The 20,648-nt window shown below is 24.4% G+C and carries 18 protein-coding genes and 1 riboswitch; of the genes, 9 read left to right on the top strand and 9 right to left on the bottom strand.

The features are described 5' to 3' along the window. Positions 1-43: 43 nt before the first annotated feature. Entirely contained in the window at positions 44-778 is a 735-nt protein-coding gene (locus tag EV215_RS05285; RefSeq protein WP_134112961.1) for a YaaA family protein, read from the bottom strand. 208 nt (positions 779-986) lie between these two features. Between EV215_RS05285 and EV215_RS05280 the strand changes: the two genes are divergently transcribed. Then, on the top strand, positions 987-2,939 hold the full coding sequence (locus EV215_RS05280) for a GTP-binding protein (RefSeq protein WP_134112960.1): 1,953 nt from the start codon (positions 987-989) through the stop codon (positions 2,937-2,939). Positions 2,940-3,175: 236 nt separating this feature from the next. Further along, complete coding sequence (locus EV215_RS05275; RefSeq protein ID WP_134112959.1) at positions 3,176-3,523, top strand: zinc ribbon domain-containing protein YjdM; 348 nt, start codon at positions 3,176-3,178, stop codon at positions 3,521-3,523. 184 nt (positions 3,524-3,707) lie between these two features. On the opposite strand, the gene glmM is transcribed toward EV215_RS05275, so the two are convergent. From glmM to lepB, 7 genes are all read right to left on the bottom strand, one after another. Then, positions 3,708-5,069, bottom strand: a complete 1,362-nt coding sequence (glmM, locus tag EV215_RS05270) for a phosphoglucosamine mutase (protein ID WP_134112958.1) — start codon at positions 5,067-5,069, stop codon at positions 3,708-3,710. Continuing rightward, positions 5,066-5,593 carry a Gx transporter family protein gene (locus tag EV215_RS05265; RefSeq protein WP_134112957.1) on the bottom strand — a complete coding sequence of 176 codons (528 nt, stop codon included), beginning with the start codon at positions 5,591-5,593 and terminating at the stop codon, positions 5,066-5,068. Before EV215_RS05265 ends, glmM begins: the two co-directional genes overlap by 4 nt. Before the next feature lie 107 nt (positions 5,594-5,700). Next, positions 5,701-7,134, bottom strand: a complete 1,434-nt coding sequence (gene purB / locus EV215_RS05260) for an adenylosuccinate lyase (protein ID WP_134112956.1) — start codon at positions 7,132-7,134, stop codon at positions 5,701-5,703. Positions 7,135-7,177: 43 nt separating this feature from the next. Then, entirely contained in the window at positions 7,178-9,166 is a 1,989-nt protein-coding gene (locus EV215_RS05255) for an ATP-binding protein (RefSeq protein WP_166667357.1), read from the bottom strand. A 52-nt stretch (positions 9,167-9,218) separates the two neighbouring features. Next, the gene (locus EV215_RS05250; protein ID WP_134112954.1) at positions 9,219-9,677 is read right to left on the bottom strand and encodes a hypothetical protein; all 459 of its coding nucleotides are present in this window, start codon (positions 9,675-9,677) and stop codon (positions 9,219-9,221) included. Beyond that, a complete protein-coding gene (gene rimI / locus EV215_RS05245; RefSeq protein ID WP_134112953.1) occupies positions 9,674-10,105 on the bottom strand; it encodes a ribosomal protein S18-alanine N-acetyltransferase in 432 nt (143 codons plus the stop codon). The genes EV215_RS05250 and rimI overlap by 4 nt, the downstream gene beginning before the upstream one ends. A gap of 1 nt (position 10,106) precedes the next feature. After that, positions 10,107-11,033: a signal peptidase I gene (gene lepB, locus EV215_RS05240; RefSeq protein WP_134112952.1), complete on the bottom strand. Its 927-nt coding sequence runs from the start codon at positions 11,031-11,033 to the stop codon at positions 10,107-10,109. A gap of 161 nt (positions 11,034-11,194) precedes the next feature. Here lepB and EV215_RS05235 point away from each other — a divergent pair, with 161 nt between their 5' ends. Continuing rightward, complete coding sequence (locus EV215_RS05235) at positions 11,195-11,578, top strand: response regulator (protein WP_134112951.1); 384 nt, start codon at positions 11,195-11,197, stop codon at positions 11,576-11,578. A 311-nt stretch (positions 11,579-11,889) separates the two neighbouring features. Here the strand turns inward: EV215_RS05235 and EV215_RS05230 are convergent, their stop codons facing one another. Then, positions 11,890-13,608 (bottom strand): Na+/H+ antiporter NhaC family protein, encoded by a 1,719-nt coding sequence (locus tag EV215_RS05230; protein ID WP_243832397.1) that lies wholly within the window; start codon positions 13,606-13,608, stop codon positions 11,890-11,892. Between the two features lie 73 nt (positions 13,609-13,681). Further along, positions 13,682-13,853, bottom strand: a riboswitch (Lysine riboswitch). Between the two features lie 222 nt (positions 13,854-14,075). Between EV215_RS05230 and EV215_RS05225 the strand changes: the two genes are divergently transcribed. The 6 genes from EV215_RS05225 (at position 14,076) to EV215_RS05200 (ending at position 20,644) form a co-directional block, all read left to right on the top strand. Continuing rightward, positions 14,076-16,112, top strand: coding sequence for a methyl-accepting chemotaxis protein (locus EV215_RS05225; RefSeq protein WP_166667356.1), 2,037 nt, complete (start codon positions 14,076-14,078; stop codon positions 16,110-16,112). Positions 16,113-16,233: 121 nt separating this feature from the next. Next, positions 16,234-17,250: a heat-inducible transcriptional repressor HrcA gene (gene hrcA / locus EV215_RS05220; protein ID WP_134112949.1), complete on the top strand. Its 1,017-nt coding sequence runs from the start codon at positions 16,234-16,236 to the stop codon at positions 17,248-17,250. 2 nt (positions 17,251-17,252) lie between these two features. Next, entirely contained in the window at positions 17,253-17,849 is a 597-nt protein-coding gene (gene grpE / locus EV215_RS05215; protein ID WP_134112948.1) for a nucleotide exchange factor GrpE, read from the top strand. Between the two features lie 32 nt (positions 17,850-17,881). Continuing rightward, a complete protein-coding gene (locus tag EV215_RS05210) occupies positions 17,882-18,178 on the top strand; it encodes a putative quinol monooxygenase (protein ID WP_134112947.1) in 297 nt (98 codons plus the stop codon). 15 nt (positions 18,179-18,193) lie between these two features. Next, on the top strand, positions 18,194-20,011 hold the full coding sequence (gene dnaK / locus EV215_RS05205; RefSeq protein ID WP_134112946.1) for a molecular chaperone DnaK: 1,818 nt from the start codon (positions 18,194-18,196) through the stop codon (positions 20,009-20,011). A gap of 180 nt (positions 20,012-20,191) precedes the next feature. Then, positions 20,192-20,644: a GNAT family N-acetyltransferase gene (locus EV215_RS05200; RefSeq protein ID WP_134112945.1), complete on the top strand. Its 453-nt coding sequence runs from the start codon at positions 20,192-20,194 to the stop codon at positions 20,642-20,644. The last annotated feature ends 4 nt before the right edge of the window (positions 20,645-20,648 follow it).

The following is a 20,648-nucleotide window of genomic DNA, read 5'->3' as shown; positions in this document are numbered from 1 at the left end:
TACTAATCAATCTCTTTTTTATTATAAAAAATAATTATAAATTTTAATTTTTAATAAAAATATAAACATTTTCTTTTGAATTTTCATAAGAAAAACTGTATCCATTTATATTAAATTCTTTCAATAAAACATGATTCTTTATTTTATTTTTTATCATGAAATCTAGCATAGTACCACGCATTTTTTTAGAATTTGTAGCTATTGATTTTAATTTACCATTTGATAATTCTTTAAATTCAATATCAATAACCTTATATTTTTTTCTATTAATTAGTTTTGAAAACTCTTTTGAAGCAAGATTAATGATAATATCATCAGTAGAATTTATTTCGATATATTTATTTATATCATCTTTCCAAAATTTATAAAGGCTCATATTTTCAAATATTTTCATAGTCATGTCTAGCCTGTAATATGATATTAAATCATAAGGTTTATTTATTCCATATAGGGCTGATAATATAAGTAAATGCTGATTTAGATAATAGATCATAGTATCATCATATGACTTTATATCAAGATTTTTATAGGCTATTCCATTATATGCAAGTATTGCGGGGAAATAATTATTTGTAGTATTTTTATGAAGACTATTGTATACATTTTCAAGTATTTGATTTTTAATTTTCATAATATTTGCAATATCTACTTTTTTATATTCTTTTAGCTTGTTATATATTTCTTCGTATTTTTTTTGAAAAATATATTTGTTTTTTTCATCATATATAGTTTTATTATTAAAATTCATTCCTTTACTAGGAGAGAATATTATAAACATTTTTTATCACCTCAGAATAAGTTTAATTATTTACTCAATAATTTTTATATTTTTTTACTACTATAAGAATAACTATTTTCATAATGATCTCAAATATTATATCATAGAGAAGAATATATTTATATGATATAATAAAAATAAAATTATAATAATATAAATTAAGCTTTAAATTTTATAATAAGTTATAATAAAATTAGGAGGAAATAAATTGAATAAAGTAATAGGGATATTTGCTCATGTAGATGCGGGTAAAACTACTTTAGCAGAGACAATACTTTATCACACAAATATAATAAAAAGTAGAGGAAGAATAGAAAGTAAAAACACTTATTTAGATACTCATAAAATAGAAAAAGAAAGAGGAATTACTATTTTTTCAGAACAAGCATATTTCGAGTATAATAATAATAAATATTTTTTGATTGATACTCCGGGACATATAGATTTTTCACAGGAAATGGAGAGAAATATTGAAATTTTAGATTATGCAATTATAGTAATAAGTGCTTTAGAAGGAATACAAGGACATACAGAAACAGTATGGAAATTACTTTATGAGCATAATATACCAATATTTTTTTTTATTAATAAAATTGACAGAAATGGAATAAATATATCAAATATTTTAAATGAAATAAAAGAAAATTTAACAAAAGATATTGTATTAATAAAAAAGAGTATAAATAAAGAATTAGATTTAGAAACAGCAGAAAATATTGCAGATATAGATTATGAATTATTAGATTATTATTTAGAAAATGGTTATAATAAAAATTTATGGATAAAACACATACAAATTTTAATGAAAGATATGTTATTATTTCCAGTTTTTATGGGATCAGCTTTATTAAATAAAGGAATAAAAGAATTTTTAGAGAGTATAGATATTTTAACTACAACAAAATATATTGAAAATGAAGATTTAAAAGCAAGAGTATTTAAAATAAGGTATGATAAAAATGGAAATAGAGTAAGTTTTATTAAGATTTATTCAGGAAAAATAAAGTTAAAACAGGAAATAGAAATTTTTGATAAAAATAATTTCAATAAAAAAATTATTGAAAAAATAGATGAAATAAGAATATATAATGGAAAAAATTATACGAATGCTAAAGAAGCAAAAGCTGGAGAAATAGTAGGAATAGTGGGGATTGCTAATAGTTTTATAGGAATGGGTATAGGAATAGAGCATAAAAAAGAATATAATATAAAACCAACTTTAAAATCAAAAGTTATATTTAATAATAATGATAGTTATGAAATAATAAAAATATTTAAAATATTAGCAGAAGAAGATACTACTTTAGAGATTAATTGGAATGAAAATTTAAAAGAGTTAAATTTAAGTGTAATGGGAATAATACAATTAGAAGTATTAAAAGATATTATAAAAGATAGATTTAATATTGATATAAGTTTTGAAAAACCAGGAATTTTGTATAAAGAAACTATAAATAATACTGTAGTAGGAAAAGGACATTTTGAACCTCTTCGTCATTATGCAGAAGTACATCTCAGATTAGAACCCTTGCCCAGAGGAAGCGGAATACAATTTAAAAATTTATGTATTAGTGATAATTTTCCAATAGGATATCAAAATTTAGTAAAACAACATATATTTGAAAGAGAACATAGAGGAATACTTACAGCAAGTCCTATTACTGATATTAAAATAACTTTAATTAAAGGCAGAAGTCATGAAAAACATACAGAAGGTGGAGATTTTAGAGAAGCTACTTATAGAGCTTTGAGACAAGGACTTGAAAAAGCAGATAATATTTTATTGGAGCCATTTTATGAATTTAAAATAAAAACAGACATTGATTTTATAGGGAAAATAATTACTGATATACAAAAATTAAATGGAAGTTTTGAAGTACCTGAAATATCAAATAAGAAAGTTATAATTAATGGAAAAGCACCGGTATCAAGTTTTATGGGCTATTCAAAAGAACTTATAAATATAACAGGAGGAAAAGCAAGTATAGATTTAAGATTTTATGGTTATGATAAATGTATAAATCAAAAAGAAATAATAAAAAAAATTTCTTATAATAAAGATAGTGATCTTGAGTATACATCATCATCAGTATTTTGTAGCAAAGGAAAAGGATATATAGTTCCTTGGTATGAAGCTGATGAAAAAATGCATTGTAAATAATATTATTATAGATAAGAGCTATATAATTAATTCTCATTATTTTTTTCTATAAAGATTTATTAATAAGAATAATAAAATTTGTAAAATCTTTTTAAAATATAAAAAAAAATAGTTTTAAAATTAGGATAAAGTTTATAAGTTAGTAAAAAAATAAGACTTTAAATTTTACTATTATCATGATATAATATATTGTTTTTATTTTAAAAAATCAAATAATTTTTTAAAGGAGTATAGATATGGAAAATAATTTACCAAATTGTCCAAAATGTAATTCTGAATATACATATGAAGATGGAATGATGTTAGTATGTCCAATGTGTTCATATGAATGGATACCAGAAGAAGAAAAAGTAGAAGAGGAAAATACAATAAAAGATTCAAATGGAAATATACTTAAAGACGGAGATACAGTAGCTGTAATAAAAGACTTAAAAGTTAATGGAAGTTCGTCAGTAATAAAAATAGGAACAAAAGCAAAAAACATTAGACTTATTGTTGATGCAGCAGATGGCCATGATATTAGTTGTAAAATAGATGGAATGGGTGCTATGAAATTGAAATCTTCAGTGGTAAAAAAAATATAATAATTATTAAATTAAATAATAAAGTATTATCTATTATAACTAGTATAAGAATTAATTTATCAGAAAAATTAAAAGTTGATGAATTAATGATATTAGCATAAAAAACTATATAAAGCAAAAAATATAGACAGGGATAAAAATATATGTAAAATATAAAAACTCAGTGATGTTCACTGAGTTTTTATTATGAAAGTTCTTTTTTTAATAAAGCAACAATTTCATTAGCTATTGTTTTAACTAATTCAGCATCTTTTCCTTCTACCATAACTCTAATTTTTGGTTCAGTACCAGAAGCTCTTACAAGAATTCTCCCATTACTATTAAGTAATCGTTCTTTTTCTTTTATAAATTCTGTAATTATAGAATTTTTATCCCAACTTAATTTTTTACTTTTTTCAACAGTTACATTTATTAGTTCTTGAGGCCAATCAGTTATACTATCTACTAATTCAGATAAATTTTTACCAGAATTTTTTATAGCTTGTACAAGTTGTAAAGATGTAAGAACACCATCACCAGTAGTGTTATAATCAAGCATAATAATATGTCCGGATTGTTCACCACCTAAGTTTAGTCCTTGAGCTTTCATTTTTTCGAGCACATATCTATCACCTACATTTGCTCTAATTAAAGAAATACCATTTTCTTCAAGATATTTTTCAAATCCCATATTACTCATCACAGTAGTGACTACTTTATTATTATTTAATTCCCCTTTTCGCTTCATCTCTTTAGCTAAAATAGCTATTATTTTATCACCATCAATAACTTGTCCTTTTTCATCTACAGCAATAAGTCTATCAGCATCTCCATCATAAGCTAATCCTATGTCAGCTTGGTATCCAAGTACCACTTTTTGCAAAATTGACGGATCAGTAGAACCGCATTTTACATTTATATTAGTTCCATTTGGGATATTATTTATTACTACTAATTCAGCATTTAATCTAGAAAATACAGATTGAGCTATTCTATAGGCAGCACCATTAGCAACATCTAAAATTATTTTAAGACCTGAGAAATCATCCTTTACAGTACTAACTAAAAAATCTCTATATAAATAGAAATCATCTTCAGAATATTTAAATTTTCCTACTTTATCACCAGCAACTATATGTTTAGTTACTTCTTCAATATTATCCATTAATGCTTCTATTTCTAATTCTTCTTCATCTGGTAATTTAAAACCAGTTGGACCAAATATTTTTATTCCATTATCTTTTGCAGGGTTATGAGAAGCAGAAATCATAATACCACCATCAGCTTCTTTTTTCTTTATAAGATAAGCTACACCTGGAGTAGGTAAAACTCCTATAAATTCGGTATTTATGCCCATAGCTGTAAGACCTGCAAATAATGCAGAACGTAACATATAACCTGAAACTCTTGTATCAGTTCCCATTACTAATTTTATTTTCTTTTTATTTGGATTTTTATTTTTTAAATGATACCCGAGAGCATACCCGAGTCTTAAAGCTATGTCAACTGTAAGTTCCTTATTTGCTTCACCTCTAATACCATCAGTTCCAAAATATTTTCTTTTCAATGTAAAAACCTCCTGTTTTTTTTGTATAATACTTTATATGCTATAAATCCAGTAATAATCCCAGAAATAAATCCCATAAATAAAAAAATAATAATAAAATATAAAACATATTTATATAAAATCTCAATATCTCTAAAATATATAAAATAACTGCTTATAAGTTGTCCTATATTATGAATAATACCAGCAATTGAACTAATAGCAATAATTGAAAAATATTTTTTATATTTAAATAATATTACCATAGAAATTAAACTAAATGTACCAGAAGTAATACTAATAATAAACCCAGGTGATAAAAAAGTTCCAAGTATAAAACTAGCTGTAAATACTCTTAAATAGAATACTTCTATACCCATTTTTATACCAAATTTATCAAATGCAATAAGTGTTGCAAGATTAGCAAGTCCTATTTTCATCCAAGGAAATGGCTTTGGTATAATTGATTCTATTAATGTCAAATATAATGCTAATAATACTAAAGTTATCATATGTGCAGTATTTTTTTTTTCTTTATCTAACATAATGTTGTCCCTTTCATTTCTCGAATTTTTTTAATGATAAAAAAGAAAATGAAAAGTACGCGTATTGATTAAAGTTTAAAAAGCCACAGAAAATTGTGGCTTTGAAATTATACTTTTAATTCAGCGTCTATTCCTAAATAATCTTTATATTTTTCAATAATTGGATTTATTTCAGTTTCAATAAAATCAATTACTTGCTCACTAGAAAATCCAATAAAATTTTTAGGGTCAAGAATTTCCACAAGTCTTTCTTTATCGATATTAAAATATTCATCTTCTAAAATTCTTTCTATTAAATCATTTTTAGCACCATAAATTTTAACTTGTTTTCCGGCTTCCATAGAATGAACTCTTATTCTTTCATGTAACTCTTGTCTATCTCCACCATTTTTTACACCTTCCATTATAATATATTCTGTTGCCATAAATGGAAGTTCTTCTTGTATTCTTTTTTCGATGATTTTAGGATATACTACAAGTCCATTTAATACATTTTGCCATATTATTAATATAGCATCTATTGCTAAAAATGCTTGAGGTATAGCAAGTCTTTTATTAGCAGAATCATCAAGAGTTCTCTCAAACCATTGAGTAGCTGCCACCATAGCAGGACTTGTTGTAAGAGATATTACAAATTTAGATAAAGCAGAGATTCTTTCACTTCTCATTGGGTTTCTTTTATATGCCATTGCTGATGAACCTATTTGATTTTTTTCAAATGGTTCTTCTATTTCTTTTAAATTTTGTAATAATCTAAGGTCATTCGTAAATTTATGTGCTGATTGTGCAATATTAGAAAGAAGAGCTAGTATTTCACTATCAATTTTTCTATCATAAGTCTGACCAGTTACTAAAAATCTTTTATCGAAACCAAGTTTTTCTGATACCATTTCATCAAGCTTTTTAACTTTATTAAAATCATGATTGAAAAGCTCTGCATAACTAGCTTGAGTACCAGTAGTACCTTTTACACCTCTAAATCTTAAAGTTTTTTGTCTAAATTCTAATTCTTCGAAATCTAATAATAAACTTTGAAGCCATGAAGTTGCTCTTTTTCCTACTGTTGTAAGTTGAGCTGGTTGAAAATGAGTAAATCCTAGTGTAGGCATATCTTTATATTCAAGTGCAAATGTTTTTAAAGAATTAATTACATTAATAAGTTTCTTTTTAATAATTTCAAGCCCATCTCTTATTTGAATAAGATCAGTATTATCACCAACAAATGCACTTGTAGCACCTAGATGAATTATAGGTTTTGCACTTTTTGCTTGTTCCCCAAAAGCAAAAACATGAGCCATAACATCATGTCTAACCTCTTTTTCTCTAGCCCGAGCTACTTCATAATTGATATCATCTACATATTTTTTCATTTCTTCAATTTGTTCATCACTTATATCTAATCCAAGTTCTTTTTCACATTCAGCAAGTGCTATCCAAAGTTTTCGCCAAGATGAAAATTTTTTGTTTGGTGAGAAATTGTATAACATTTCTTCAGAGCTATACCTTTCAGCTAATGGATTAGAATAAATATTGTTGTTCATAGTCCCTCCTAATTTAAATTAATTTATATAAAAGTGTTAAAAACTATATATTATCATATTTTTTAAAAAGAATATAAAAAACTGTACCTTTATCAAGTTCTGATTCAAACCATATTTTTCCATCATTTAATTCTACTAATTTTTTTACTAAAGGAAGACCAAGACCTGTACCTTTTTGTTTAGTCCCTTTGACTCTTTCATATTCTTTAAATACCATTTCCTTATTATCTATAGGTATACCAATACCACTGTCTTTTATTTTTATAATGATATCATTACCTATTTCATTAACATCTATAATAATATTACCATTTTCATGATTGTATTTAATAGAATTACTAATAATATTATTAATAATTTGATAAAGCATAGATGAATCAGCATATACATATATATCATCAATAACGTTATTTTCACAATTAATACGTTTTATTTCAAGCAGTGTTTCGTTATTTAATATAATTTCATTTATTAATTCTTTTAGATTATTTTTTTCTTTGGTTACTTCTAACTTTCCAGCATTTAATTTGTTTAAATCAAGTAAGTTATTAACTAACTCTTTTAAACGCATTGAGTTGCTATAAACTTTATTAATCATATTAGTTATATGTTTATCAATATTTTTATTGTTGATAATAATATTTTCTAAGAACCCAATTATTGCAGTAATAGGTGTACGTATTTCATGAGATACTATAGACATAGACATATCTTTTTTTGAGTTTAAACTATTCAAATGTCCTATTTCTTTACGTAGATTTTCTATTTCAATTTGTAATTCAGTAATATCACAACCAGTTCCATAATAAAAAGTATTATTATTTAATGTTATTTTCTTGATGTTTTCTTTTAAATAAATTATATCACCATTTTTAGTTTTATATGCAGATATAAAAGTAGCTTTATTTGGTTTATCTTCTAGTAAATTTAAAAACTTTTTATCTATAGAGACTTTATTGGAAAAAAACTCATCTTCATAAAAATTTTTAGGAGTATATCCTAAAAGGTTGTAAACATTTTCAGAAACAAATCTATATCCATAACCTTCTTCATATATATAAAATATATCACCAACGATATGACTTATTTCGTGTTTAATTAGTTTTTCTGTTTCTTGTTCTTCTAATTTCAATAAAAATTCACTTTCATTTATATCAATTTGAAAGATATCTACTTTTTTAGTGGTATTATCATTTAAATGAACAATAGCACTACTATCGTCAATTATAGTAATTAGTTCTGATAATTCATATTTAGTTAAATCACTTCGGTTATTTATTTTAAATAATTGAAGTGCAGATTTGTTTGCTTTTTTTATTTTATTATCTTTTATAAGAAATACAGGATTATTATTTATATTAAAAAGCTTTCTGATTAAGAGTTCTTTATTTTTAAAAATTTTAATATTATTTTTATTAAAAATATTTAAAAAATTATTCCAAATTATTAATAATGACAGTAAATATAAAAATTTTGAAATTAAATATATAGGAATGATTGGATAAAATCCATAAATTATTAATAAAAAGGTTGAAAAAATTTTAAATATAATTGATGGTTTGAAAAAAGTCATTTCATCAAAAATATTTGTTAATTTATAGACAAAATACAATTGAATATATATACCAAATATTACAAAGTTAATATAATTATATTTTATTCCGGAATATAAAAAATATGAGTTTGAGACTAATAAAAACGATTTTAAAATTAGATTTTTATCAAATTTTTTATTATTTTTGAGTAAATATATACCAAAAAAATAAATAACTATTTCAATGAAATTTAATGTATAAAAGAAATATATATCTAGTATATTATAAGCAATTATTTTTTTTAAAAATAAAAAAGAAATTAATGATGTAACTGCAAATGAAAAAACAAAATAAAAAAAGTAAAAGCGTTTGAGTAAGGTAGCTATTTTATATGAAATTATAGATATATTTATAGATATTAAAAAATAAAGTAATAAAAAGATAACAGTAAGATCATATCTATAAGCAGATAAATCAATAACAATTCCTAAACTCATTATAAATAATAGGAGGAGTAATAAGTATAAATAGCTCCATTTTTTCATAGAATTAACCACCCTTTTTTATTATATTTAAAGCAGATTTTAAATTATTAATATTTTCAGATAAAATTTTTATTGTTTTTTCAATATCTTTTTCATTAGTAAAAGTTATTTCAAGTTTTAGATAATCGCCCTCTAGATATTGAGGATAAATAGTTTTTATCTGTCTTTTTTCAATATTATTTAAAGTTTTTTTTAATGTTTTTAAAGAATTATATATAGTTGGATTTCTATATTCTCTAATATATTCAATAAAATATTTTGTATTTTCTTTTTTATTTTTTGAACTAAATGAAATGTTTTCTAAAAAGTCAATTAAATTAATTTGTTTTATAGTAGTTAGTTCATAAAAAAATTCTAAAATTTCTTTTAAATAAGAATAACTTAAATGTAGATTATTATTTAGAAAACTAATTAAAAATTCTTTATTTTCAAAATTATAAGTATCTATAAGTTTTTCTTTCATTTTGCCTCTCTTTTCATGATAACAGCGTCTTCGTTTGTATCTTTATAATAATTTTTTCTTATAGAAATATCTTTAAAATTAAATTTTTTATATAAATTTATAGCATTTATATTGCTAGTTCTAACTTCTAGCATAAAATCTAAATTATATTTATCAATAGAAAACTGTAATAAATGTGAAGCAACACCAGTTTTTCTATAATTTTTTGATGTAGCTATTTTAATTACTTCTATTATATCTATACTATCGTAAAGCACAATATACCCGATTAAATTAATATCTAAAAATGCGCCATATAAATGGTATCTATTATTTTTTAACATAGAATTATAGAGTTTTTTATCCCATGGTGTAATAAATGAAACTGTTTCAATATCTAAAAGTTGAGTGATATCATTAGATTTAAGTTTATTAATTTTTATATTCATATTATTTTAATAATCCTATTCTATTTAATGGCCAAAATCTTAGGAATGGTTTTCCTTTAATTCTATGTTCTGCCAAAAATCCCCAAACCCTTGAATCCATACTATTATTTGTATTGTCGCCAAGTGCTAGATAATAATCTTCGTTTATTGTGAATTTTAGAGTTTTACCATTTATTAATTTTGAAATAGTATTTTTATCATGAATATAATCAGGTACTGGACCGGTCTCTTTACCATTTATTTTAAAATGAATACCTTTAAAAAATGTAGTTATTCTACCAGGATGGTCGTAAATAACTTGTTGAAATTTTTCTATATCTATATTTTTTTCAATTAATACATTTTTTATATTAAAATCAGCATAAATTTCTAAAGTATCACCTTTTTTAGGTATTATCCATTCAACATTAGGTTGTAAATCAGCTAAATTAGAATAATTTCTTGTTGAAATTTTTTTATTATTTATAAATAGATAATCATCTTTAATTTGAACAGTTTCACCAGGAAGTCCCATAAGTCTTTTAGTATAGAGTACTTTATTATCAATAGGTTCCTTAAAGACAATAATATCTTCTCTTTTTGGTTTAGTAAATTTATAAATTACCATATTTCCAAAAAGTCTATCTTTTGGTATAATAGTAGGAATCATAGAACCAGTAGGCACTAAAAAATTTCCTAAATAAAATCTTTGAATAATAAGTACTAAAATAATAGCACTGGTAATAGTTTCAATAAAATCAACAGTTTTTCTTAGACTTGTTTGGTATTTTGAGTTTCTTATATTAAAAGAATTTATTAAAAAATTTGAAAAAGAATCTCTATATGATTTGATAGTAGCAGCAATTTGTTTTTCTTTTATCCATAAATAAATAAAAATTGATGTAAGAATAATATAAAAAATCCCATTTAAAATAATTTTTTTTTCCATTTTTTCTAGCACTCTCCTTTATTTTGTTATATAATATATTATATAATAAATACTTAAAATTTTCTATAAATTTTATTTTTTTCCATTTTTTTTGTAGGAAAAAAGGAATATTTATCGAAAATATAAAAAAGATAAAATTAATTAAAGGTGGTGGGGAATTGATGTATACTTTTTTAATAGTTGATGACTTTGATGGAATGAGGGATAGACTTAAGGTTATTTTAGAAGAAATTGGGCACAAAGTAGTAGGTGAAGCAGTAAACGGGAAAGAAGCAGCAGAGAAATATAGGAAGTTAAAACCGGATTTTGTAACTTTAGATATTACAATGCCAGAAGTTGATGGATTAGAAGCACTTGAAAAAATAATAGAATATGATGAAAATGCTAAAGTAATTATGGTAAGTGCTATAAGTGAGAAAAATTTAGTACTTCAAGCAATAGATAAAGGTGCAAGACATTATATTTTAAAACCTTTAAAGACAAAGCGTGTTAAAGAAATAATTGATGAAGTAATAGAATATGAAAAAGAATTTTTAGAGTTTTAAATAAAAAAAGAGGTATTATTATTAATGCGCACAAAAAAGTGAACACAGCATAAAAAAGCTGTGTTTTTTTAATGTTATTAATCTAATTTTATTATTATAAAAATTCAATCACTTTACAAGTAAATCTATATACTTTTTTAAAAATGTGATATTACAATTATAAAGAGTTTCTTACTTTAGTAAGCTGTAGAAGTTTTTAATCGGAGCATTGTCTGAAGTTTTTTTTAATGTATAAAAAATGCACCACCATTTAGTATTAGACAGTTTTTTCTGCTTATTAAATGGGGTGCATTTTCTACTAGAGCTATTTTTTATATGTTTTCTATATCTATTTTTTTTCCAAAGATTAGTAATAATAAATATACTGATAGTATAGCTATAGGAAGTACAAGATATATTGGTAATCCCATTCCAGCAGGAATGTAACCAAATACAACAGCTAAAGCGCCTACAGATAATGCGTATATTAATTGAGTTTTAGTATGGTCAATATGATCACAAGCTGAACCCATAGATGAAAGTATAGTAGTGTCTGAAATTGGTGAACAATGATCGCCAAAAACAGCACCAGTAAGAACAGCTCCAATAGTAACTATTATATAGCTAATAACAGCTTCTCCAGTTAAACCAGCATTCTGTCCAATAGCATTTGCTAAAGGTATAGCAAGAGGCATAAGGATACCCATTGTTCCATAAGAAGTACCAGTAGCAAAAGCTATACCAGAACCAAGTATAAATATAATAGCTGGAAGTAAAAATTTAGGAATACTATTAGATGCTAAATTTACTAGATAAACACTTGTTCCAAGTTCTTTTATAACAGAACTTAATGACCACGCAAGTAATAAGATTACCCCAGTTATTACAAGTGATTTCATTCCATGAACCCATGTATCAATAGCATCATTTATATTAAATATTTTTTGTGAAATACCCATTATTATAGCTACAATAGATGCAAATAAAGCAGCTTCGAATAAAACTATAGATGCATCAGAAGCTCCAAAAGTTTCTCTTATTGCAAACATCGAAAGTGGATTTGATTGAACTTGACTTAATAGATCTCCTTCAAGAGTAGATAACCCATTAAAATAAAATCCAATAAATGCAGAAATAATAAGAGTACCAATAGGTATGATAGCATTCCATATATTTAACTTTACGCTTTCATCAGGTTCAAGTGCCGTAGATTCAGCAGATATCATAGGTTTTGCATTATGTGCTAATACCTTTCCAGTTGTTCTAGCTCTATTTTCAGCTTTTAACATAGGTCCGAATTCTCTCATCATAATAGCGGACATAGGTATAAATGCAAGCATTAAGATATTATAAAATCTATAAGGGATAGTTTGAACAAAATAAGCATAAGCATTTATATTTTCAATTCCAATAAGTGAAAATCCATCTTTTATCAATGAAATTTCATATCCAATCCATGTAGAGATAATAGCTATTCCAGCTATAGGAGCAGCAGTTGCATCTATAACAAAGGCTAATTTTTCTCTAGAAATTTTCATTTTATCAGTAATAGGTCGCATGATTGGGCCAACAATTAAAGCGTTAGCATAGTCATCAAAGAAAATAAATATTCCAAGTAACCAAGTAATAATTTGTGCAGATACTGGGGATTTAGCTTTTCTAGCTAAGGATTCAGCGATGGCTTTAGCTCCTCCCATTTTAGAAACAAGAGCTACAAGTCCACCAATAGTTAATACTTGTAATACTATTCCAGCATTCCAAGAATCAGATAATGAACTTAATACATTTTTGATTATATCTAGAAACCCATGAATAAAAGAAAAGAAGAATCCTTTACCTTGAATATTTAATAAAAATGTACCAGAGTAAATACCAATAAATAATGATAAAACAACATTTTTTGTCATAAATGCTAATACAATAGCAACAATTGGTGGAAGTAGCGTTAATAATCCAAATTTTGTAGCATTTTCATTGCCACCAGCAAATGAAAATACAGAAATCACTAAAAACATTAGAGTAATTAAGTTAACTCTTTTTTTAAACATCATATAAGCCTCCTAATAAATAAAATAAAAAACCGGATATAAAATATATCCGGCATTAATATAAAAATTAATATTTTACCCGGATAGCTCATCACAAATAATTGTGACAGTGCTATAGATATTCTCTATAACCCCAATGTCAAGATTTTAGCATATCTTGCATTTCGGCAAAATTTCCTTTTGTTATATTTCATAGATTGCTAGTCTCCATATAACTACTAATAAATTTTGCAGCCTCTATCTCTAATTTTTATTATTGTCGTATTATAGCATAGATAAAGAATGTTGTAAACAGCAATATTGAATTATATATTATTATTTTCGATGCAACTTATTAAAAACGTCAAATATATTAAATTAGAGAGATTATTTAAAAAATATATACAATGTATTTATATAATTTATTATCAAAATTAGTACAGATGCTGTATAATATTTCAGAAATCGTATTTTTGAAAGGAGAATATATTTTGAATAAAAATCTAGAAAAAACAAAGAAAAAAATAAAAAAATTTAAGATTAGGAAAATAAGTGTCAAATTTAAAACAGTAACTTTAATTTTATTAAGTATGGTAATAATGTTTACTTACCTCTGTATTAATGATATTAAAAGATTAGAAAAATCTAATAGATTAACTCTAATAACTTTGGCTAATTTAAAAAATATTTCATTAGATAATTATATTAATTCAAAAATAGAAAATACTTCATTATTTTTAGAAAGTATTAATAAGAATTTAGCTTTTGGAAAAGCTTTGAATAATAGAGATAAACAAGAAATAAAAGCAATTACGCAAAGTAGCTATTATCATTATAAAAATAATATAGGACTTAGAAATTTTATTATTATTGATAAAAATAAAAATTTATTATTTTCCTATATCCCCCCAAGAAAAACACAAATAAATAATGAGATTATAAATAATAGTATAAAAAATAAAAAGAGTAATAGTGGGCTTATAATAGGAGATAGAGGTCTTACAATTTACACAACGACTCCTGTTATTTATATGGCAAATTTTTTAGGAATAGTTATTGTTCAAACAACATTTGATATTGGTGGAGTAAATAAATTTATTCAAAAATTAAATAAAGATATTTTAAAAGGAGAGTATCAAGTATCTATTATTTATAGAAAAAACAATAAAAATAAAATTGCAATATCAAACTTTGAATCTGAAGTAAAAGAAAAAGAAGATATTTTTGATGAAATTCAAAAAGAAAATAAATATTTTAAAAAAGAAAATGATAATTTTTATGCTTATTATTCTTTAAAAAATTATAAAAATGAAATTATTGGTTATAAAAAATATAAAATAAATATAAAAGATGTTAATGATAAATTAAAAAAAGAAATACTAAGTACTTTAATATTTTACATATTAGTTACTTTAGTTGTTTCGATACTATTAATAATAATTATAAATAGAATAATTATAAAAAAATTGGAAATAATATTTAATATAATAAAAAAAATTGCAAATGGTAATCTTTTAGAAAAAGTAAATATAACTTCTAAAGATGAAATGGAGGACTTGGGAAATGAAATAAATAAAATGATTGATAAATTAAATGAAATAATAGAGATGTTAAAAATAGATACAGTTGATTTAGAAAAAAAATCAATTTATTTGAAGAATAATTCAACAGAATTAAATAAAGAGACAGAATTAATAAATGAAACGATAGAAAATATAACAGAAAGTTTTTTTGAGGTATCTGATGCCACGGAAGAATTAAATATAACAGTAGAAAAAAACGCCAAAATAAATGATTTTGTTATAGAAAATATAAAAACAATAAAAAATCAAAGTATAGATATAGAAAAATTAGCAAGTGATAGTTATATTAATATGGAAAACATAGCTATTTCAACACAAGAAGTAAAAGAAAAAATAGATGAATCATCATATTCCATAAATAATTTATCTGAAGAAATAAATAAAATAATAGAAGTTATGAGTAAAATAACTGATATTTCAAATAAAACAAATTTATTAGCTCTTAATGCAGCAATAGAAGCAGCAAGAGCAGGAGATGCTGGAAAAGGATTTGGAGTAGTAGCAGAAGAAGTAAAAAAATTATCATTAGAAACAGGAGATTTTGTAAAAGAAGTAGAAGAACTTTTAATTGATATACAAAAAAATATGAAAATTATAGAAAAAGATATGGAAATTGAAAAAGAAAGAACAGAAAATAATATTAATATTGTAGATAAAACTAAAAATACATTTATAAATGTAAAATATGAGATAGAAGATATAAGTACCAAAATAAACAATATTACAAAAAAAATAAATGAACAAGTAGAAAGTTTTAATAAAATCGAAGTAGGAATAAAGTCAATCTCAACTTCAAATGAAATGTTAAAAGAAAAAACAGAAGAGTTATCAGAAATATCAAAAAATAATTTTAATATAACTCAAAATATTCAAAATATCTCAGATGAGTTAAATAAAAAATCTAATAAAATCAAAGATATGATAGATTATTTTGATATAAATTAGCACTCGAAAAAAAGAGTGCTAATTTTTTTTGAAAAAGTATTGACAAATAAATAAAAAAGATGTATATTATTATCAAAGATTAGCACTCTATCATAACGAGTGCTAACAAGAGGTGAGAGATATGAGTTTAAATGAAAGAGAGCGATTAGTTTTAGGGGCAATAATAGAATATTATCTTACATTTGGAGATACTATAGGGTCGCGTACATTAGTAAAAAAATATGATTTTGGTTTTTCGTCAGCTACAATAAGAAATGTAATGGCAGATCTTGAAGAACTTGGGTATATAAAAAAAACTCATACATCTTCTGGAAGAGTTCCTACTGATTTAGGATATAAATTTTATTTGCAGGAACTATTAAAAATAAGAAAATTATCAAAATTAGAAAAAGAAAAAATAGAACTTGCTTATGAGAAAAGAATGTTAGAACTAGATACAATTTTTGAAAAAACTTCAAAATTACTTTCTAAAATGAGTTCATATGCAGCGATAGTAATAGAACCTAAAATAGAAAAAGAACTCGTAAAAAAAATAGAGATAATGCAGATAACAGATTATACTATAATGACAATAGTTATATTAGATGATTGTAGTGTTAAAACAAAAAAAATACATTTAGATTCAATGATAACTGATGAAGAAACAGAATATATAAAACAAGAATTAAAAAAAGAATTGAAAAATTCAGAAATAACATTAAGTCAATTTTATGAAAAATTAAAAAAAATGCTAGATAATAAAATATTTGAAAACTTTGAAGAAAAAGAAGATGAAAATGATGGATTCTTTATTAAAGGAGAGTCTAATATACTAAAAACATTAAACAACAATAATGATGTACTAAATATGGTAGATGTTTTTAATAAAAAGCAACATTTAAGAAATACTTTTGAAGAAATTGTAAAAAAAGGAAATTATGAAGAAGGTAAAGTATATATTTTGCTAGGAGAAGACCTTAATATAGAACCTTTATCAGAGTTTAGTTTTGTTTTTTCAACTTATAATTTAAGGGGTTCTAAAGGAGTAATAGGAGTAATAGGACCAAAACGAATGGAATATTCTAAAACAGTTAGTTTAGTAGAATATATATCTGAAGAAGTAAATAGAGTAATCCAAGACTTAAAAGGAGAAGGTTAGATATGAAAAAAAAGGATGAAATAAAAAATAAGGAGATATTTAAAGAAGAAATGGAAGAATTAAAACAAGAAGAATTAGAAAAAGAAAATCAAGCTAAAACAGAAGAGGAAACAATAGAAGAACCAAAAGAAGAAACAAATGACTTAGAAAAACAATTAGAAAATGCAAATAAAGAAATAGAAGAATTGAAAAATGCATATGCTAGAAAAAATGCAGAATTTCAAAATTTTGCTAGAAGAAAAGAAAATGAATTTGAAGAATTAAAAAAGTATGCTGCAGAAAAAATTATAGCAAAATTTTTAGAAGGGGTAGATAATTTAGAAAGAGCTATTTCTGCTTCTCTTGAATCAAAAGATTTTGATTCATTAGTAAAAGGGGTTGATATGACTCTTAATCAAATAAAAAACACATTAAAATCAGAGGGAGTAGAAGAAATAAAAGCTGTTGGAGAAAAATTTGATCCATACAAACACCAAGCTGTAATGGTAGAAAACATAGAAGATGTAGAAAATGATTACATCGTAATGGAGCTTCAAAAAGGTTATACTATGCATGGAAAAGTAATTAGACCTTCAATGGTTAAAGTATGTAAAAAATAAGATAATAAAAATAGTATAAGGATGTGATTAGAATGTCTCAAAAAATAGTAGTTTTAGAAAGATTTAATTTAGAAAAAGAATCAATAAAAAGTTTTAAAGAGGAATTATTAAAAAATAAGCCTCTCACATTAAATGAAATAGGGTGTGAAAATTATAGAGTGTTTATAAATCATGAATTACCAGATGAACTTATACTATTAGAGGAATGGGAAACAAAAGAAGATTACGAGAGACATTTAGAATCAAAACATGTAATAGAATTAATAAAAAAATATGATGAATTTAAAGTAAAAAGTATAAAAAAAGAAATATTGAATTTAATTAAATAAAGGAGGAATGTCAAAATGGCAAAAATTATTGGTATAGATTTAGGAACAACTAACTCATGTGTTTCTGTAATGGAAGGTTCAAACTTTACTGTAATCCCAAATGCTGAAGGAGCAAGAACAACTCCATCAGTAGTTAATATAAAAGATAATGGTGAAATAATAGTAGGGGAAATAGCAAAAAGACAAGCTATAACAAATCCTGATTCAACAATAATATCTATTAAAAGACATATGGGAACAGATTATAAAGTAAATGTTCATAACAAAGATTATACACCACAAGAAATTTCGGCTATGATTCTTAGAAAATTAAAAAAAGATGCTGAAAGTTATTTAGGAGAAGAAATAAAAGAAGCTGTAATAACAGTACCAGCTTATTTTACAGATGCTCAAAGACAAGCTACAAAAGATGCTGGCGCAATAGCAGGATTAGAAGTAAAAAGAATTATAAATGAACCAACAGCAGCAGCACTTGCTTATGGATTAGATAAGAAAAAAGAAGAAAAAGTACTTGTATTTGACCTTGGAGGAGGTACATTTGACGTATCAATACTAGAAATAGGTGATGGTGTAGTTGAAGTTATATCAACATCTGGAGATAATCATTTAGGTGGAGATGATTTTGACCAAGCAATAATTGATTGGTTAGTAAAAGAATTTAAAGCTGAAACTGGATTAGATTTAGCTCAAGATAAAATGGCTACACAAAGATTAAAAGATGCTGCAGAAAAAGCAAAAAAAGATCTTTCATCAATGATGGAAACAACAATTTCTTTACCATTTATTACAATGGACGCAACAGGACCTAAACATTTAGAAAAAAAATTAACTAGAGCATTATTTAATGAATTAACTAAAGGATTAGTAGAAAAAACACAAGGACCTACAAAAAGAGCATTAGAAGATGCTGGACTTTCAGTATCTGATATAGATGAAATATTATTAGTTGGTGGATCTACAAGAATACCAGCAGTTCAAGAGTGGGTAGAAGGATATTTTGGGAAAAAAGCTAATAAAAGTATAAACCCTGATGAAGTGGTAGCTTCTGGAGCTGCTATTCAAGGTGGAGTTTTAATGGGAGATGTAAAAGATGTATTACTTCTTGATGTTACTCCATTATCACTTGGAATTGAAACTTTAGGTGGGGTATTCACTAAAATGATAGAAAGAAATACAACAATACCTGTTAAAAAATCTCAAGTGTTCTCAACAGCAGTAGACAATCAACCAGCAGTTACAATAAAAGTATATCAAGGAGAAAGAGCTAAAGCTGTAGATAACCATTTATTAGGAGAATTTAATTTAGAAGGAATACCAGCTGCTCCAAGAGGAGTACCTCAAATTGAAGTAACATTTGATATAGATGCAAATGGTATAGTACATGTTACTGCAAAAGATTTAGGAACAGGAAAAGAAAATAAAGTAACTATTTCTGGCTCATCAAACTTAAGTGAAGAAGAAATAGAAAAAATGAAAAAAGATGCAGAACTTCATGAAGCTGAAGATAAAAAATTCAAAGAAATAGCTGAAGCTAGAAATACAGCAGATCAATTAGTGTTTGCTACTGAAAAATCATTAAAAGAATATGGTGATAAAGTATCTGCTGAAGAAAGAGCAAATATTGAAGCTGCAGTGAATAAATTAAAAGAAGTAAAAGATAAAGATGATTTAGATGCTATTAAAAAAGCAACTGAAGAATTAACTCAAGTATCTCATAAATTAGCAGAGGAAATATATAAAACAGCTCAAGCAGATCAAGCTGGACAACAAGCACAACCTGAAGAAGATAAAAAATCTGATGACGATGTACAAGATGCTGAAATAGTTGATTAATTAAAGAGGGGATAGAGCGAACTCTATCCCTTATTTTAAAGTATAAATAATTAAAATAGATTGATTAAAATTATCTTTGATAGTGAGTTTAAATAAAAACTTTATTATATTTCAATTAAAATTTTAATCAATTATTTAGTTGTTTTTTGCTTTAAATTTATAAAAAAGGGGTGTAACTTTATGATAGAATTAAAATTAATGTCAGAAGAAGACTTTCAAATCATAAAAGGAAAAATGATAGCAGATTATTCTAAATCCAAAGTAAATATAGGAGTATGGGCAGAAGAAGAAGCTTTAGAACTTGCAAAAGAAACTTTTAATACACTTTTAAAAAATGGTTTAGAAACTAAAAAACATTATTTTTATAACATTTATAAAAATAATGAAAAAATAGGTTATACCTGGAATGCAGTTCCAGATAGAGAAATGTTTATTTATAATGTAGAGGTTTTTGAAAAATATAAAGATATGGATTATGAAGATGAAATAATGAAAAAAATAGAAGAGAATGCTAAAAATTTAGGTGCAAACAGAATAACAGTACACTTATTTGGAAATTCAATAGAACTATTAAAAGTATACCAAAAAATGGGGTATCAATTAACAGATATAACTATTTGTAAAAAAGTATAAAGGG

The organism is Hypnocyclicus thermotrophus (genome assembly GCF_004365575.1).
Lineage (GTDB): Bacteria > Fusobacteriota > Fusobacteriia > Fusobacteriales > Fusobacteriaceae > Hypnocyclicus > Hypnocyclicus thermotrophus.
The sequence above is the reverse complement of the archived record's forward strand: the minus strand, read 5'-3'. Positions and strand labels throughout refer to the sequence as shown.

Coding starts and splice junctions, on each gene's coding strand:
- EV215_RS05275 (WP_134112959.1), top strand. CDS start 3,176: ATGGAAAATAATTTACCAAATTGTCCAAAATGTAATTCTGAATATACA.
- dnaK (WP_134112946.1), top strand. CDS start 18,194: ATGGCAAAAATTATTGGTATAGATTTAGGAACAACTAACTCATGTGTT.
- purB (WP_134112956.1), bottom strand. CDS start 7,134: ATGAACAACAATATTTATTCTAATCCATTAGCTGAAAGGTATAGCTCT.
- EV215_RS05210 (WP_134112947.1), top strand. CDS start 17,882: ATGTCTCAAAAAATAGTAGTTTTAGAAAGATTTAATTTAGAAAAAGAA.
- EV215_RS05265 (WP_134112957.1), bottom strand. CDS start 5,593: ATGTTAGATAAAGAAAAAAAAAATACTGCACATATGATAACTTTAGTA.
- EV215_RS05255 (WP_166667357.1), bottom strand. CDS start 9,166: ATGAGTTTAGGAATTGTTATTGATTTATCTGCTTATAGATATGATCTT.
- EV215_RS05200 (WP_134112945.1), top strand. CDS start 20,192: ATGATAGAATTAAAATTAATGTCAGAAGAAGACTTTCAAATCATAAAA.
- hrcA (WP_134112949.1), top strand. CDS start 16,234: ATGAGTTTAAATGAAAGAGAGCGATTAGTTTTAGGGGCAATAATAGAA.
- EV215_RS05250 (WP_134112954.1), bottom strand. CDS start 9,677: ATGAAAGAAAAACTTATAGATACTTATAATTTTGAAAATAAAGAATTT.
- EV215_RS05235 (WP_134112951.1), top strand. CDS start 11,195: ATGTATACTTTTTTAATAGTTGATGACTTTGATGGAATGAGGGATAGA.
- lepB (WP_134112952.1), bottom strand. CDS start 11,033: ATGGAAAAAAAAATTATTTTAAATGGGATTTTTTATATTATTCTTACA.
- EV215_RS05230 (WP_243832397.1), bottom strand. CDS start 13,608: ATGATGTTTAAAAAAAGAGTTAACTTAATTACTCTAATGTTTTTAGTG.
- rimI (WP_134112953.1), bottom strand. CDS start 10,105: ATGAATATAAAAATTAATAAACTTAAATCTAATGATATCACTCAACTT.
- EV215_RS05285 (WP_134112961.1), bottom strand. CDS start 778: ATGTTTATAATATTCTCTCCTAGTAAAGGAATGAATTTTAATAATAAA.
- grpE (WP_134112948.1), top strand. CDS start 17,253: ATGAAAAAAAAGGATGAAATAAAAAATAAGGAGATATTTAAAGAAGAA.